Genomic DNA, 15,271 nt, shown 5'->3' with positions numbered 1-15,271 from the left:
ATCCGGCATCGGGCGGTTCGCGCGGATCGCAACGATGCGTCCGCGCGGCACGCCTTGTTTTGCAGTGACCGCGCCTCCAAGCTATGCCCTGCCCCGGAATCTTCAACACGCCGGCGTATGGCCGGAGGGCGAAGATTCTTTTTGCGCAGAGCGCGCTCCCAACTGCCCGCGATTATATACATGACCCCTTCGAAGCACTCCCGCGTCGTCATCCTCGGTTCCGGCCCGGCCGGCTGGACCGCCGCCGTGTACGCCGCTCGCGCGAACCTGAAGCCGCTGGTGATCACGGGCCTGCAGATGGGCGGTCAGCTGATGACCACCACCGAGGTCGACAACTGGCCCGGCGACGCGCACGGCCTGATGGGCCCGGACCTCATGGCGCGCATGCAGGCGCACGCCGAACGCTTCGACACCGAAGTCGTGTTCGACCACATCCACACCGCCGACCTGTCCAAGCGCCCGTTCCGGCTCAAGGGCGACAACGGCGACTACACCGCCGACGCGCTGATCCTGGCCACCGGCGCCACCGCCAAGTACCTCGGCCTGCCGTCGGAAGAGGAATACAAGGGCCGCGGCGTGTCGGCCTGCGCCACCTGCGACGGCTTCTTCTACAAGGACCAGGACGTGGCGGTGATCGGCGGCGGCAACACCGCGGTCGAGGAAGCGCTGTATCTGTCGAACATCGCGCGCAAGGTCTATCTGGTGCATCGCCGCGACACCCTGCGCGCGGAAAAGATCATGCAGGACAAGCTGCAGGCCAAGATCCAGGCCGGCAAGATCGAGCCGGTGTGGCACCACACCGTCGACGAAGTGCTCGGCAACGACGCCGGCGTGACCGGGGTGCGGGTCAAGTCGGTGCAGGACGGCTCGACCCGCGAGCTGGCCGTCCACGGCCTGTTCGTCGCCATCGGCCACACCCCGAACACCTCGCTGTTCGACGGCCAGCTGGACATGAAGAACGGCTACCTGGTGATCAAGACCGGCCTCGACGGCAGCGCCACCCAGACCTCGGTCGAAGGCGTGTTCGCCGCCGGCGACGTCGCCGACCAGGTCTATCGCCAGGCGATCACCTCGGCCGGCTTCGGCTGCATGGCCGCGCTCGACGCCGAGAAGTTCCTCGACAAGGACGCCTGAGCGATGGGCGGGATCGACGGCGTCGGCGACGCGGCCGCTCCCGCCTTGCCCGGCCCGCGCTTGCTCGTGTCCGTCGCGACGCCGCCGCGATGAGCGCCGGCGACGCGGTTACGGCGCGGTTGCTCGACTCGCTGGCGACGATCGCGCCGGCGCAATGGGACGGCCTGCACGACGGCCGCAACCCCTTCCTCGCCCACGCCTTCCTGCACGGCCTGGAACGGCACGGCTGCCTGTGCCCGGACTGGGGCTGGACGCCGCACCATCTGACCTTGTGGCGCGACGAGGAATTGATCGCGGCGGCGCCCGCCTACCTGAAACAGAACTCGCACGGCGAGTTCGTGTTCGACCACGCCTGGGCCCAGGCTTACGCCCAACACGGGCTGGACTACTTCCCGAAGTGGCTCGCGGCGGTGCCCTACTCGCCGGTCACCGGTCCGCGCCTGCTGGCCCGCAACGACGGCGACCGCCGCCTGCTGCTGCAGGCGCTGGCACAGCTGTGCGAACGCCAGGGGCTGTCCTCGGTGCACGTCAACTTCCATCGCGACGACGAGGACGCCTGCTTCGACGGCGACTGGCTGCAGCGCATCGACGTGCAGTACCACTGGCGCAACGAACCCGACGCGCAAGGCCGGCGCTGGCGCGACTTCGACGGTTTTCTCGCCGCGCTCGACCACAAGCACCGCAAGAACATCCGCCAGGAGCGGGCCAAGGTCGCCCGCGCCGGGGTGACGTACCGGGTCGTCGACGGCTACAGCGCCAGCGACGACGATCTGGCGACGATGCACGGTTTCTATCGCAATACCTTCGCCGAGTACGGCAACCATCCGGCGTTGAGCCTGGATTTCCTGCGCCATCTGGCACGCGAAATGCCGCAGGCGCTGGTGCTGTTCCTCGCCCGGCGCGACGGCGCCACGATCGCCGGCGCCTGGTGCCTGCGCGGCGGCGACACTTTGTACGGGCGCTACTGGGGCGCGGACCTGGCCCTGCCCGGCCTGCATTTCGAGACCTGCTACTACCAGGGCATCGACTACTGCCTGCGCGAAGGCCTGAGCCGGTTCGAACCCGGCGCCCAGGGCGAGCACAAGATCGCCCGCGGCTTCCTGCCCGCCGAAGTGCGCAGCCGGCACTGGCTGGCCCATCCGGGTTTCGGCCGCGCCCTGCGCGAGTGGTGCCGCGACGAGGCCGCCTCGGTGCGCCGCTACGCCGCGACCCTGGCCGCGCATTCGCCGTTCAAGCAGGCCGAAGCGTCGGCCGCCGCGGTGGAGCCGGCGCCGTGAAACGCCTGCCGGCCCTGCTCTCGCCCGATCCACTGGCGCCGTTCCCTCCGGCCGAATGCGCCCTGGACGAGCCCGACGGCCTGCTCGCGGTCGGCGGCGACCTGAGCCCGGAACGGCTGCTCAATGCCTACCGCCACGGCATCTTCCCCTGGCCCAGCGAGGGCTATCCGCTGCTGTGGTGGTGCCCGGACCCGCGCACCGTGTTCCGCACCGACGGCGTGCGCCTGGGCGGCAAGTTCCGCCGCAGCCTGCGCCGCTGCGACTGGATCGTACGCGCCGACACCGCCTTCGCCGAGGTGATCGCGGCCTGCGCGCGGGCGCCGCGGCGCGGCCAGGGCGGGACCTGGATCACGCCCGAAATGGAGGCCGCCTATCTGCGCCTGCACCGGCTCGGCCACGCCCATTCGGTCGAGGTCTATGCCGGCGACGCCCTGGTCGGCGGCATCTACGGGGTCGCGATCGGGCGCATGTTCTTCGGCGAAAGCATGTTCAGCGCATGCAGCGGCGGCTCCAAAGTCGCCCTCGCCGCCCTGGCCCGGCGCCTGCACGAATGGGGCTGGCCGCTGCTCGACGGCCAGGTCGAGAACCCGCATCTGCTCGGCCTGGGCGCCGAATCGATGCCGCGGCCGCGGTTCCTGGCCCAGGTCGCCGCGTTGTGCGCGATCGCCGAGCCGCCCGGTTCCTGGGCCGAGCGCTTCGGCGATTGGCCGGCGTCGCGCCTGGCCGACCCAGCGTCCGCCGGCCCCATCGCCGAGGCCTGAGCGCAGCGGCCTCCGCCCGCCGACGCGGTCGCGACGGGCGCTGCGATTAACGCATTTTTGCTCTCGCGGCTCCGGCGTGGCAGAATGCGCGGCTTCGCGGGCGCTCGGCGCCCACCCTTCGCGACTGCAGCGATTCCTTTCGGGAAACACATGGCAAAAGACGACGTGATCGAATTCGAGGGCACGGTGGCGGAAACCCTTCCGAACACCATGTTCCGCGTGCGTCTCGAAAACGGGCACGAGATCATCGCCCATATCTCGGGTCGCATGCGCAAGAACTACATCCGCATCCTGACCGGCGACAAGGTCAAGGTCGAGATGACCCCTTACGACCTGACCAAGGGTCGCATCACCTACCGCATGAAGTAATTGCGGTAAGTTATTGAAAAAGGCGGCCGTTGGCCGCCTTTTTCGTGCCCGCCCGATGGCTAGCGGCGCAATGGCCGCTGATCGGCGCCGCCGCATGCGGTCGCGACTTGCGCCCCTCGCGGCGCGCTTCGCCCCGGCAGGAGCGGCGCAAGCCGGGCGTGGAACGAGCGGCGGCCGCACCGACGCCGCAGACCGAAGCAACCCGCGCCGGGGCGGCAGCGGGCGGCGCAGCGGTGCCGGCGCGCGCAGCGCCTGGAAGCCCGCTCCACCAGCCTCGGCCCCGACCGCTCTCGGCGCACCGTGTCGAACGCAGCCTTCGGCAGCGATCCCTTGCCTTAATCGCTGCGGCGGTCGCGGCCTGGCGCCGCAGGACATCCCGCGGGACGCCGCTCCCGGCCGCGGCACCGCCATGAAGCCGGCGGCGCGCCCGAACAAGCGGCACGCCGCGGACGATGCACGGCCGAACTTACACCGCGCATTCGGCGGAACGACACTGCGCGCCCGACGCCCGCACGCCCATCGCGCACCGCAATCGACGACACCGCAATGCGACGCCGACAGCGACTCATCGCATGTCGCCGCGCCGCAGTAAACATCGCGCCATACATCGCGCGCATGATGCCGGCCGCCGCGCTGGCCCGGCGGCGCGAAGGCGGGTTTCGTCACTCATTCGCCGCGCTTCGTCGCGACGGCGAGCGCGTCCGCTGCGAACCGATTAAACCGGTACGCCAATCGCTGCAACCGGCCGCGCCGTTGCCGCATCTATGGAAACCGGATGCACGAAGCAGGCGAAACGTTTAGGCCGAAGGTCATGCAGTGACGAAGGTCATAACGACTTTCTCCAGATTTCGCCCGCGTCGTGTCCGATCAAACTTCGCCGCAAGCTCAATACCGAGCCGGCACAACCGAGGATGCCCCCATGTCGCTGTTCCGCAAGATCGCCCTGACCAGCCTGCTCTGCCTGTCCGCCACCGCGGCCAATGCGGCGCAACAGAAGCTCGATGCCTGCATCGATCTCGGCAGCGAATCGCAGGTCGCGCGCGCCGGCGCCCAGTTCGTCGTGGTCAAGCATGCCGAGGATTACTACCGCGTCGGTTTCCGCAACACCTGCGCCGACCTCAGCATCACCAACAAGATGGAGATCTCCAGCGAGCAGCAGGTCAACCGCCTGTGCCCGAGCGGCAGCGTGGTCAAGACCCAGCGCGACACCTGCGCGGTCGGCGCGGTCGACAAGATCGACCAGGAGACCTACGACCGTTACCGCCGCCGTCGCTGATCGGCCGATCGGTTGATCGCAGCGCATGAGGAAAAGGCGGCCGAATGGCCGCCTTTTCCATGTCCGGGGCTCGATGCGCAGCGCGCCGCCCAACCGGGATCAACCGCAACCGCTCGGCGAATCCCGAATCCCCAATCCCGAATCTGCGCCCCTCAGAACGGCGGCGCCGGGCAACCGGCTGCGGCCAGGCACTGGGTCACCCGGTATTCGCAGTAGCCCGGATCGGAACCGACCTCGATGCAGCGGTTGTAGCGCTGCCAGCAGGTGTCGCAGGGATCGGCGGCGACCGCGCTCAGGGCCGCGGCGCTGGAGAACACGAAGGCCGCGACGGCGGCCAGGGTCACACGGCGTAGCTTCATGGCGAATTCCTTCTCTCTCGGTGGCGATGGTGGGCGACGGCCGGCGCCGCGCTTCATTCGAGCGGGCAACCGGCCTGAATCAGGCAGCGGCTGAATTCCGACTCGCATTCCAAAGTGGGATCGAGCATGCATTGCTGATAGGCCGCCCGGCAGACCTGGCACGGCGAAACCGGGATGCGGGTCGCGGCGACCGCCGAAGCGGCGAATGCGAACGCGGCGGCGACGGTCAACGACAACTTGCGAAACGGCATGCGTTGGCTCCTTCCTTGTGAGTCTTGCGATGGCGTCGTCCCGCGCGCGGCGCGGCCGGCGGAACGCCCGTGCGGGCGCGCCGGAGCGGACCGACGGTGGCGTTTACTGCAATGGACAGTTATTGCGGCGCAGGCACAGGTCGAGCCTGGCTTCGCAGTTCTCCAGACCGAGCCGTTGGCAGCGGTCGTAGGTCGCATAGCAGGTCTGGCAGGGGTTCTCGGCGGAAAACGCCGTCGCCGCGCCGCAGGCGAACACGAAGGCGGCGAACGCCGCCCGAGACAGCATGGACACTCTCATGGACCGACTCCCGATCGCAGTGGACGATCCGCCGTGGACCGTCGGTCCGCGTGCTTGCGGACCAGCGGCGACGCTAGCACCGCCCACCCGGCGGATTTACGGCCTACTGCGCATTTGGACAGGTGCCCGGCGCCGATCCGCGCCCTGGCTCACGCAATGGCGGCGCCCGTCGCCGCAGGCCGGCAGGCGCCCGGCGCGCAAACGAGTGCGGCCGCACTGGGCGGCCGCACGGCATGGGAAGGCGGAGCGGGCGCGGCTCCGGACCGGGCGCGCCCGTCCGATCCGGCACGGCCGCCGGCGCGGATCAGACCGACACCGGCAGCAGCCGCTCCGGCTCGGCCTGGGTACGCACGACCAGTTCGTCGTCCTGCACGTCGATGGTGACCCGGCCGCCGTCGACCAGCTTGCCGAACAGCAGTTCGTCGGCGAGCGGCCGCTTGACCTTGTCCTGGATCACCCGCGCCATCGGCCGCGCGCCCATCAGCGGGTCGAAGCCGTGCTGGGCCAGCCAGTCGCGCGCGGTGGGGGTCGCGGTCAGGGTGACGTTCTTCTCGTGCAGCTGGGCTTCCAGCTCGATCAGGAACTTGTCGACCACGCGCAGGATGTGCTCGAAGCCCAGCGCCTGGAACTGCACCACCGCGTCCAGGCGGTTGCGAAACTCGGGGCTGAAGCTCTTGCGGATGGTCTCCATCGCGTCGGTGGAGTGGTCCTGCTTGGTGAAGCCGATCGAACGCCGCGCCGCCTGGGCCGCGCCGGCGTTGGTGGTCATCACCAGCACCACGTTCTTGAAGTTGGCTTCGCGGCCGTTGGTGTCGGTCAGCGTGCCGCGGTCCATGACCTGCAGCAGGATGTTGAAGATGTCCGGATGCGCCTTTTCCACTTCGTCGAGCAGCAGCACGCAGTGCGGCGTCTTGACGATCTTCTCGGTCAGCAGGCCGCCCTGGTCGAAGCCGACGTAGCCCGGAGGCGCGCCGATCAGGCGGCTGACCGAATGCGGCTCCATGTACTCGGACATGTCGAAGCGCACCAGCTCGATGCCGAGCTGCAGCGCCAGCTGCTTGGTGACCTCGGTCTTGCCGACGCCGGTCGGGCCGGCGAACAGGAAGTTGCCGATCGGCTTGTCCGGATTGCCCAGGCCCGAACGCGCCAGCTTGATCGCCGAGGCCAGGGTCTCGATCGCCGGGTCCTGGCCGAAGATCACCATCTTGAGGTTGCGCTCGAGGTTCTTGAGCACGTCCTTGTCGCTGGCCGAGACCTGCTTGGTCGGGATGCGCGCCATCTTGGCCACGATGGTCTCGATCTCTTCGATGTCGATCAGCTGCTTGCGCACGCCGTCCGGCAGCAGCCGCTGGCGCGCGCCGGCCTCGTCGATGACGTCGATGGCCTTGTCCGGCAGCAGGCGGTCGCCGATGTGCTTGACCGACAGGTCGACCGCGGCCTGCAGCGCCTCATCGGCGTAGGTCACGCCGTGGTGCGACTCGTACTTGGGCTTGAGCCCCTGCAGGATCTGGTAGGTCTCGCCGACGGTCGGCTCGACGATGTCGATCTTCTGGAAGCGCCGCGCCAGAGCGCGGTCCTTTTCGAAGATGCCGCGGTATTCCTGGAACGTGGTCGAACCGATGCAGCGCAACTCGCCGGAGGACAGCGCCGGCTTGATCAGGTTGCTGGCGTCCATGGTGCCGCCGCTGGCCGAGCCGGCGCCGATGATGGTGTGGATCTCGTCGACGAACAGGATCGCCTCGGGCTGGCGCTTGAGCTGGGCCAGCACCGCCTTCAGCCGCTTTTCGAAGTCGCCGCGGTACTTGGTGCCGGCGACCAGCGCGCCCAGGTCGAGGGCGAAGATGGTGGCGTTGCGCAGCACGTCCGGCACTTCGCCGTCGACGATGCGCTTGGCCAGGCCTTCGGCGATGGCGGTCTTGCCGACGCCGGCCTCGCCCACGTACAGCGGGTTGTTCTTGCGCCGCCGGCACAGCACCTGAATGGTGCGCTCGACCTCGTCGGCGCGACCGACCAGCGGGTCGATCTTACCTTCGCGGGCGAGTTGGTTGAGGTTGCTGGCGAACTCGGCCAGGGCGTCGGACTTGCCCTCGCCCTCGCCGCCCTCGGCCGGCTTGGATTCGCTTTCCTCGTGGTGGCCGTGGCTGTCCTCGGCGCTGTGCTTGACGATGCCGTGGGACAGGTAATTGACCACGTCGAGCCGGGCCACGTCCTGCTGGTTGAGGAAGTAGACCGCGTGCGAGTCCTTCTCGCCGAAGATCGCGACCAGCACGTTGGCGCCGGTCACTTCCTTCTTGCCCGAGGACTGGACGTGGTAGACCGCGCGCTGCAGCACCCGCTGGAAACCCAGGGTCGGCTGGGTGTCGCGGTCGACGTCGTCCGGCAGCACCTGGACCGAGGTCGCGATGGCCTGCTCCAGATCGGTGCGCAGGCGGGCGAAGTCGGCGCCGGTGGCTTTGAGCACGGCCTCGGCGGAGGGGTTGTCGAGCAGTGCGAGCAGCAGGTGTTCGACCGTCATGTACTCATGGCGCGCCTCGCGGGCGCGCTTGTAGCACTGGCCGATGCTGTATTCGAGATCCTTGCTGAACATGGGGCGGAGCCTCCAGAACGTATGCACGCTACGTGGGGGCGCTCGCCGGCTTTTCCATGCCCCGCCCCAACGGGACCCTTACAGCCCCCTTTTAGGCCTTTTCCATCGTGCACAGCAAGGGGTGCTGATGCATCCTTGAAAATTCGTTCACTTGTGCAACCTTGGACTCCGCCACCTCGCGCGTGAAGACCCCGCAAACGCCCCGTCCGCGGGTATGGACGTGGAGCATGATCTGGGTCGCCTTCTCGACGTTCATGGGGAAGAACCGCATCAGGACCTCGACCACGAAGTCCATCGGCGTGTAGTCGTCGTTGAGCAGCAGGACGGAGTACAACGGCGGGCGGGCCAGCTCGGGTTTTCCCGGCTCCACCAGCACGCCATGACTGTGTTCGTGTTCGGTCTGTTTAGCCATCGTTCGATTATAGACCGCTGTCGCGTCCGGGCCATGCGCCCGCGCTGCGTCATGGACGCATCCGCGGCCGCATTGCAAAATGCCGTCATGCCGCCATCTCGGGCGGCAGGCCGGTCGCTATGCGCCGGCGTTGCGACTCAAGGACCCCCATGCCCCGCTACGGCCGCTGCCTGCTTACCGCCCTGACGCTGTCCCTGCTGCCGGCCCTGGCCCCGGCCGCGCCCGCGACCGAACCGGCTCGGACCGCCGCCCCGCCCGCGGCGGCCGACCCGCGCATCCGCGAGCAGCTCGACAAGCTGGGCTACAAGTACGAGGTCGACGAGGACGGCGACTACGCGCTGACCTTCGGCCTGGAGGGCGACCGCAGCCAGATGGCCTACGTGCTGTCGCGCACGGAGCGCTACGGCAAGCTGCAGGTGCGCGAGGTCTGGTCGCCGGCCTATCGCACGTCGGCCAAGCAGTTCCCGGCCGACGTCGCCAACCGCCTGCTCGAGGACAGCCAGCTCAGCAAGATGGGCGGCTGGGTCAAGCAGGACTCGGTGGCCGTGTTCGTGGTCAAGCTCGACGCCGCGGCCAGCGGCGAGGATCTCGACGACGCGATCGACTACGTGGTCCGCGCCGCCGACGAGATGGAGGCCGAACTCTCCCCCGGCCAGGACGAATTCTGACGTGAGCTACCGCCAAGGCCGCTTCTGGCAACCCGACGTCACCGTCGCCACGGTCGTGGTCGACGGCGGGCGGCTGCTGATGGTCGAGGAATCGGTCGGCGGCCGGCGGGTGCTCAACCAGCCGGCGGGCCACCTGGAGCCCGACGAAAGCCTGCTCGACGCCGCCCTGCGCGAGATCCTGGAGGAAACCGGCTGGGACGTGCGCCTGACCGCCTTCGTCGGTGCCTACCAGTGGAAAGCACCGTTGCAGGCCGACGGCAGCGGCGGTCGCCATTACCTGCGTTTCGCCTTCGCCGCCGAACCGGTCCGCCATCACCCCGGCCGCGCCCTCGACGAGGGCATCGTGCAGGCGCTGTGGATGAGCCCGGCCGAGCTGCAGGCGCGTGCGGACCAACACCGCAGCCCGCTGGTCTGGCGGGTCGCGGCCGATTTCCTCGGCGGACGCCGGCACTCGCTCGACCTGCTGCAGCACCTGGCCTTGCCCGCCGCGGACGACGCAGCGGGCTGATCGTCATGGGCGGGTCGGTACGCACCATCGTAGGCATGTCGGGCGGGGTCGACTCCTCGGTCGCGGCATTGCGCCTGCGCGACGCCGGCGAGGCGGTGGCCGGGTTGTTCATGCAGAACTGGGCCGACGACGGCAGCGGCGACTGCCGCGCCGAAGACGACCGCCGCGACGCGGTGGCGGTGTCCGGCCGGCTCGGCCTGCCGATCCATTTCCGCGATTTCTCCGGCGAGTACTGGGCCGGGGTGTTCGAGCACTTCCTGGCCGAGTACGCGGCCGGGCGCACGCCCAATCCGGACGTGCTGTGCAACCGCGAGATCAAGTTCAAGCACTTCCTCGACGCCGCGCGCGACCTTGGTGCGGAATTCATCGCCACCGGCCACTACGCCCGGGTCGAAGGCGACGGCGGCCGCTACCGCCTGCTGCGGGCGGTCGACCGCAGCAAGGACCAGAGCTACTTCCTGCACCAGCTCGGCCAGGCCCAGTTGGCCGCGACCCGGTTCCCGCTCGGCGACCTGCTCAAGCGCGACGTGCGCGAGATGGCCCGCGCCGCCGGCCTGCCGACCGCGGCCAAGAAGGACTCCACCGGCATCTGCTTCATCGGCGAACGCGACTTCCGCGAGTTCCTGTCGCGCTACCTGCCCGCGCGCGAGGGCGAGATCCGCAGCCCGGACGGGCGTGTGGTCGGGCGCCATCCGGGGGTGTTCTATTTCACCCTCGGCCAGCGCGAAGGGCTCAACATCGGCGGCGTGCGCGGCTTCGAACCGGCACCGTGGTACGTGGTCGGCAAGGACGTCGCCGGCAACGTGCTCTACGTCGACCAGGGCAGCGACAGCCCCTGGCTGCGCTCGCAGACCCTGTGGTCGGAAGCCGCGCATTGGATCGACGGATCGCCGCCGTCGCGCCGGTTCGCCTGCACCGCGCAGACCCGCTATCGCCAGCCGGACCAAGCCTGCGAAGTGGAGGTGCTCGACGATGGCCGCCTGCGGGTACGTTTTGCCGAGCCGCAGCGCGCGGTGACGCCGGGCCAGTCGCTGGTGCTGTACGACGGCGAGGCCTGCCTCGGCGGCGCGGTGATCGCCGCCACCGACGCACCGGCCTGCGGTCCGCCCTCCCCTCATTCGAACCAGGATCAGACCCCGTAATGGCCGATCTCTCCGAACGCGTCCTCGCCCTCGCCGGCCTCGCCCAGGCCCTGGCCCAGGTCCGGCGCATCGCCGACACCGGCCAGGCCAATGCCGCCGTGCTGTCGACCGCGCTGGACTCGGTGTTCCGCATCGACGCGTCCTCGCCGGCAGCGGTCTACGGCGGCGCGGCCAATCTGCGCCCGGGACTGGTGCTGCTGCAGGACTATTTCGTCAATCGCCCCGCCGACGAGCACCTGCCGCGGCTGGCTCTGTCGGTACTGCAACTGGAGCGCCGCTTCGTCCGCGACCGCGCCGTCGCCGACAAGGTGTTGCGCGGCATCCACGCCCAGGCCGGTGACGCCTACCGCCTCGGCAGCAGTCACCCCGACGTGATCGCCGCGCTCGGCGCCCTGTACGCCGAGACCCTGAGCCACCTGCGCCCGCGCGTGCTGGTGCAGGGCAACCCGCATTACCTCGGCCAGACCGGCGTGGTCGCCGAAGTGCGCGCGACCCTGCTCGCCGCGGTGCGCTCGGCAGTGCTGTGGCGCCAGCTCGGCGGCAGCTACTGGGACTTCCTGCTGCGTCGCCGCGCGATGCTCGACGCGATCGAGGCGCGGCTGGACTGAGCGGCGCGGCTTGCCCCGCTGCTGGCGCCGCACCCCCTTTGCAGCCGCGCGCCGGCTTTGTGTAGGAGCGGCGTAGGCCGCGACAATCGCAAAGGTGGACGCAAGCGCGGCCTCCGCAGCCCGGCGGATCGGTTAATTATCGATATCTGCATGCCGTTCCTGTCTTCGGAACGCTCGTTCGCGCTCGTCGCGGCGGCGGTCGCGGCTTACACCGCTCCTACCCCTTTGCAGCCGCGCGCCGGCTTTGTGTAGGAGCGGCGTAAGCCGCGACAATCGCAAAGGTGGACGCAAGCGCGGCCTCCGCAGCCCGGCGGATCGGTTAATTATCGATATCTGCATGCCGTTCCTGTCTTCGAAGCGGTCGCTCGCGCTCGTCGCGGCGGCCGTCGCGGCTTACGCTGCTCCTACCGAGGGGGGCGCTGCAGCGCCGGGACCGTTGCTGCGGCGCCGGGACCCTTTTGGGGCGGATGCGCCCGGCGGCCGTCAGCCTGCGAACGGGCCGCCTGCCCCGCCATGCCCCCAGGCCCACGCCACGGCCACGATCAGGGCCACTGCCAGGGTCCAGCGCATGGCCTGCTCTATCCGGTCGGCGCGGGCCGGTTTGTGCGTCGCTTTCATGTCCCTATCCTTTCGCGGCCAGCAAGGCGCGGCCGCGGCGATCCCTTCATTGATCGTCACGCGCTGCGCGACGGCGGGCGGCCATCGCCGCGCCCTCTCTCGCTAGACAGCGGCGCTGCCGCGCCTCACGCAACCTCGCCGCGGAAGACTGCGCCCCGATACAGCGACGAAGCGGGCGTTCGCCGGCGCGTCGCCGACAGGGCCTGGAAAGCGCCCCAAAGCGCTCGCCAGGGGGCGCGAGACAAAGAAAAACCCCGGCCGGAGCCGGGGTTTCTCGTGACGCGTCGCCGCTCGAATCAGGCAGCGACGGTATCGGCGACCTGCTTGTAATCTTCGATCTGGTCGAAGTTCATGTAGCGGTAGATCTTGTCGCCGTTGGCGTTGATCACGCCGATGTCCGCCATGTACTCCTCGCGGGTCGGGATGCGGCCCAGACGCGAGCAGATCGCGGCCAGCTCGGCCGAACCCAGATACACGTTGGTGTTGCGGCCCAGACGGTTGGGGAAGTTGCGGGTCGAGGTCGAGAACACGGTCGCGCCCTCGCGCGCCTGCGCCTGGTTGCCCATGCACAGCGAGCAGCCCGGCATTTCCATGCGCGCGCCGGCGGTGCCGAAGGTGCCGTAGTGGCCTTCCTTGGTCAGCTCGGAGGCGTCCATCTTGGTCGGCGGCGCGACCCACAGGCGAGTCGGGATGTCGCGCTTGCCTTCCAGCAGCTTGGCGGCGGCGCGGAAGTGGCCGATGTTGGTCATGCACGAGCCGATGAAGACTTCGTCGATGACCGCGCCGGCGACGTCGGACAGGGTCTTCACATCGTCCGGGTCGTTCGGGCAGGCCACGATCGGCTCGACGATCTGGTCCAAATCGATCTCGATCACCGCCGCGTATTCGGCGTCGGCGTCGCCTTCCAGCAGCTGCGGGTCGGCCAGCCAGCCTTCCATCGCCTTGATCCGGCGCTGCAGCGAGCGGGCGTCGGCGTAGCCTTCTGCGATCATCCACTTCAGCAGGGTGATGTTGCTGGTCAGGTACTCGACGATCGGCTCCTTGTCCAGCTTGACCGTGCAGCCGGCGGCCGAACGCTCGGCCGAGGCGTCGGAGAGTTCGAACGCCTGTTCGACCTTGAGCTGCGGCAGGCCTTCGATCTCGAGGATGCGGCCGGAGAAGATGTTCTTCTTGCCCTGCTTGGCGACGGTCAGCAGGCCCTGCTTGATCGCGGCCAGCGGGATCGCGTTGACCAGGTCGCGCAGGGTCACGCCGGGCTGCATGGTGCCCTTGAAGCGCACCAGCACCGACTCCGGCATGTCCAGCGGCATGACGCCGGTGGCCGCGGCGAACGCGACCAGGCCCGAGCCGGCCGGGAACGAGATGCCGACCGGGAAACGGGTGTGCGAGTCGCCGCCGGTGCCGACGGTGTCAGGCATCAGCATGCGGTTGAGCCAGCTGTGGATCACGCCGTCGCCCGGACGCAGCGCAATGCCGCCGCGGTTGCTGATGAAGGCCGGCAGTTCGTGATGGGTCTTGACGTCGACCGGCTTCGGGTAGGCCGCGGTGTGGCAGAACGACTGCATCACCAGATCGGCCGAGAAGCCCAGGCAGGCCAGGTCCTTGAGCTCGTCGCGGGTCATCGGGCCGGTGGTGTCCTGCGACCCCACCGAGGTCATCTTCGGCTCGCAGTAGGTGCCCGGGCGGATGCCCTGGCCTTCCGCCAGGCCGCAGGCGCGGCCGACCATCTTCTGCGCCAGCGAGTAGCCCTTGCCGGTGTCGGCCGGATTCTGCGGCAGGCGGAACAGGGTCGACGGGGCCAGGCCCAGGGCTTCGCGGGCCTTGGCGGTCAGGCCGCGGCCGACGATCAGCGGGATGCGGCCGCCGGCGCGGACTTCGTCCAGCAGCACGTCGGACTTGAGCGCGAACTCGGCGATCAGCTCGCCGTTCTTGAACGCCTTGCCCTCGTACGGACGCAGCTCGACCACGTCGCCCATGTTCATCTGCGACACGTCGAGTTCGATCGGCAGCGCGCCGGCGTCTTCCATCGTGTTGTAGAAGATCGGCGCGATCTTCGAGCCCAGGCACACGCCGCCGAAGCGCTTGTTCGGAATGAACGGGATGTCCTCGCCGGTGAACCACAGCACCGAGTTGGTCGCCGACTTGCGGCTGGAGCCGGTACCGACCACGTCGCCGACATAAGCGACCAGGTGGCCCTTGTCCTTCAGCGACTCGATGAAGGCGACCGGGCCGCGCTTGCCGTCCTCTTCCGGCTCGATGCCGTCGCGCTTGTTCTTGAGCATCGCCAGCGCGTGCAGCGGGATGTCCGGGCGGGTGGTCGCGTCCGGGGCCGGCGACAGGTCGTCGGTGTTGGTCTCGCCGGTCACCTTGAACACGGTGACGGTCATCGACTGCGGCACTTCCGGCTTGCTGGTGAACCACTCGGCGTCGGCCCAGCTCTGCAGCACGGCCTTGGCGTTGGCGTTGCCCTTCTCGGCCTTCTCCTGCACGTCGTGGAAGGCGTCGAACATCAGCAGGGTGTGCTTGAGCGCGTCGGCGGCGACCGCGCCGACTTCGGCGTCGTCGAGCAGTTCGATCAGCGGATGGATGTTGTAGCCGCCGAGCATGGTGCCCAGCAGTTCGGTGGCGCGGGCGCGCGAGATCAGCGCGTTCTTCTCGCTGCCGAAGGCGACCGCGGCCAGATAGGAAGCCTTGACCTTGGCGGCGTCGTCGACGCCGGCCGGGACGCGGTGGGTGATCAGGTCGAGCAGGAACTCTTCCTCGCCCGCCGGCGGGTTCTTCAGCAGCTCGATGACCTCGGCGGTCTGCTGGGCGGTCAGCGGCAGCGGCGGAATGCCCAGCGCGGCGCGCTCGGCAACGTGTTGGCGATAGCTGGAGAGCATGGAGAGTCCCGTCGGAGTGGAGCGGAAAGACGCCGTACCGTTGCGTGGTCCGCTCGGCGGACCGGGCGGATTGCGTGGCGGCTTGGGGGCGAGGCCTCAGGCGCCCGCCAGGGGCTCGGCC

The 15,271-nt window shown here is 69.1% G+C and carries 16 protein-coding genes; 9 read left to right on the top strand and 7 right to left on the bottom strand.

Features of this window, described 5'->3' with window-relative positions; genetic code table 11:
- Positions 1–180 precede the first annotated feature (180 nt).
- The 5 genes from trxB to V2J18_RS10980 all read left to right on the top strand — a co-directional run bounded on the left by trxB (position 181) and on the right by V2J18_RS10980 (position 4,817).
- Positions 181–1,134 carry a thioredoxin-disulfide reductase gene (gene trxB / locus V2J18_RS11000; protein WP_064746687.1) on the top strand — a complete coding sequence of 318 codons (954 nt, stop codon included), beginning with the start codon at positions 181–183 and terminating at the stop codon, positions 1,132–1,134.
- Positions 1,135–1,223: 89 nt separating this feature from the next.
- Positions 1,224–2,411 carry a GNAT family N-acetyltransferase gene (locus V2J18_RS10995; RefSeq protein WP_336131792.1) on the top strand — a complete coding sequence of 396 codons (1,188 nt, stop codon included), beginning with the start codon at positions 1,224–1,226 and terminating at the stop codon, positions 2,409–2,411.
- Positions 2,408–3,172 carry a leucyl/phenylalanyl-tRNA--protein transferase gene (aat, locus tag V2J18_RS10990; RefSeq protein ID WP_064746689.1) on the top strand — a complete coding sequence of 255 codons (765 nt, stop codon included), beginning with the start codon at positions 2,408–2,410 and terminating at the stop codon, positions 3,170–3,172. The genes V2J18_RS10995 and aat overlap by 4 nt, the downstream gene beginning before the upstream one ends.
- Positions 3,173–3,322: 150 nt before the next feature.
- On the top strand, positions 3,323–3,541 hold the full coding sequence (infA, locus tag V2J18_RS10985) for a translation initiation factor IF-1 (RefSeq protein WP_031372296.1): 219 nt from the start codon (positions 3,323–3,325) through the stop codon (positions 3,539–3,541).
- Between the two features lie 919 nt (positions 3,542–4,460).
- On the top strand, positions 4,461–4,817 hold the full coding sequence (locus V2J18_RS10980; protein ID WP_336131791.1) for a hypothetical protein: 357 nt from the start codon (positions 4,461–4,463) through the stop codon (positions 4,815–4,817).
- A 152-nt stretch (positions 4,818–4,969) separates the two neighbouring features.
- On the opposite strand, the gene V2J18_RS10975 is transcribed toward V2J18_RS10980, so the two are convergent.
- The 5 genes from V2J18_RS10975 to clpS all read right to left on the bottom strand — a co-directional run bounded on the left by V2J18_RS10975 (position 4,970) and on the right by clpS (position 8,724).
- Positions 4,970–5,176 carry a hypothetical protein gene (locus V2J18_RS10975; RefSeq protein ID WP_064746691.1) on the bottom strand — a complete coding sequence of 69 codons (207 nt, stop codon included), beginning with the start codon at positions 5,174–5,176 and terminating at the stop codon, positions 4,970–4,972.
- 53 nt (positions 5,177–5,229) lie between these two features.
- Complete coding sequence (locus V2J18_RS10970) at positions 5,230–5,427, bottom strand: hypothetical protein (protein WP_064746692.1); 198 nt, start codon at positions 5,425–5,427, stop codon at positions 5,230–5,232.
- Between the two features lie 103 nt (positions 5,428–5,530).
- Positions 5,531–5,725 (bottom strand): hypothetical protein, encoded by a 195-nt coding sequence (locus V2J18_RS10965; RefSeq protein ID WP_141233344.1) that lies wholly within the window; start codon positions 5,723–5,725, stop codon positions 5,531–5,533.
- Positions 5,726–6,029: 304 nt separating this feature from the next.
- On the bottom strand, positions 6,030–8,312 hold the full coding sequence (gene clpA / locus V2J18_RS10960) for an ATP-dependent Clp protease ATP-binding subunit ClpA (RefSeq protein ID WP_064746694.1): 2,283 nt from the start codon (positions 8,310–8,312) through the stop codon (positions 6,030–6,032).
- A 91-nt stretch (positions 8,313–8,403) separates the two neighbouring features.
- A complete protein-coding gene (gene clpS, locus V2J18_RS10955) occupies positions 8,404–8,724 on the bottom strand; it encodes an ATP-dependent Clp protease adapter ClpS (protein WP_064746695.1) in 321 nt (106 codons plus the stop codon).
- Positions 8,725–8,906: 182 nt separating this feature from the next.
- Here clpS and V2J18_RS10950 point away from each other — a divergent pair, with 182 nt between their 5' ends.
- Genes V2J18_RS10950 through hflD form a run of 4 tightly spaced genes read left to right on the top strand, consistent with a single transcriptional unit; the run spans position 8,907 to position 11,650 of the window.
- Positions 8,907–9,392: a YbjN domain-containing protein gene (locus V2J18_RS10950; protein ID WP_425606105.1), complete on the top strand. Its 486-nt coding sequence runs from the start codon at positions 8,907–8,909 to the stop codon at positions 9,390–9,392.
- A gap of 1 nt (position 9,393) precedes the next feature.
- Positions 9,394–9,900: an NUDIX hydrolase gene (locus V2J18_RS10945; RefSeq protein WP_336131790.1), complete on the top strand. Its 507-nt coding sequence runs from the start codon at positions 9,394–9,396 to the stop codon at positions 9,898–9,900.
- Positions 9,901–9,905: 5 nt separating this feature from the next.
- The gene (gene mnmA, locus V2J18_RS10940) at positions 9,906–11,042 is read left to right on the top strand and encodes a tRNA 2-thiouridine(34) synthase MnmA (RefSeq protein ID WP_064746698.1); all 1,137 of its coding nucleotides are present in this window, start codon (positions 9,906–9,908) and stop codon (positions 11,040–11,042) included.
- Complete coding sequence (gene hflD, locus V2J18_RS10935) at positions 11,042–11,650, top strand: high frequency lysogenization protein HflD (RefSeq protein WP_064746699.1); 609 nt, start codon at positions 11,042–11,044, stop codon at positions 11,648–11,650. Before mnmA ends, hflD begins: the two co-directional genes overlap by 1 nt.
- A gap of 483 nt (positions 11,651–12,133) precedes the next feature.
- Here hflD and V2J18_RS10930 read toward each other — a convergent pair whose 3' ends face one another.
- Both V2J18_RS10930 and acnB read right to left on the bottom strand, forming a co-directional pair.
- On the bottom strand, positions 12,134–12,268 hold the full coding sequence (locus tag V2J18_RS10930; RefSeq protein WP_261370011.1) for a hypothetical protein: 135 nt from the start codon (positions 12,266–12,268) through the stop codon (positions 12,134–12,136).
- 296 nt (positions 12,269–12,564) lie between these two features.
- A complete protein-coding gene (acnB, locus tag V2J18_RS10925; protein ID WP_064746700.1) occupies positions 12,565–15,150 on the bottom strand; it encodes a bifunctional aconitate hydratase 2/2-methylisocitrate dehydratase in 2,586 nt (861 codons plus the stop codon).
- Positions 15,151–15,271 lie beyond the last annotated feature (121 nt).

Origin of the sequence: Lysobacter firmicutimachus, assembly GCF_037027445.1 — a bacterium.
Classification (GTDB): Bacteria; Pseudomonadota; Gammaproteobacteria; order Xanthomonadales; family Xanthomonadaceae; genus Lysobacter; species Lysobacter firmicutimachus.
This window is presented reverse-complemented; position numbering and strand designations above follow the sequence as displayed.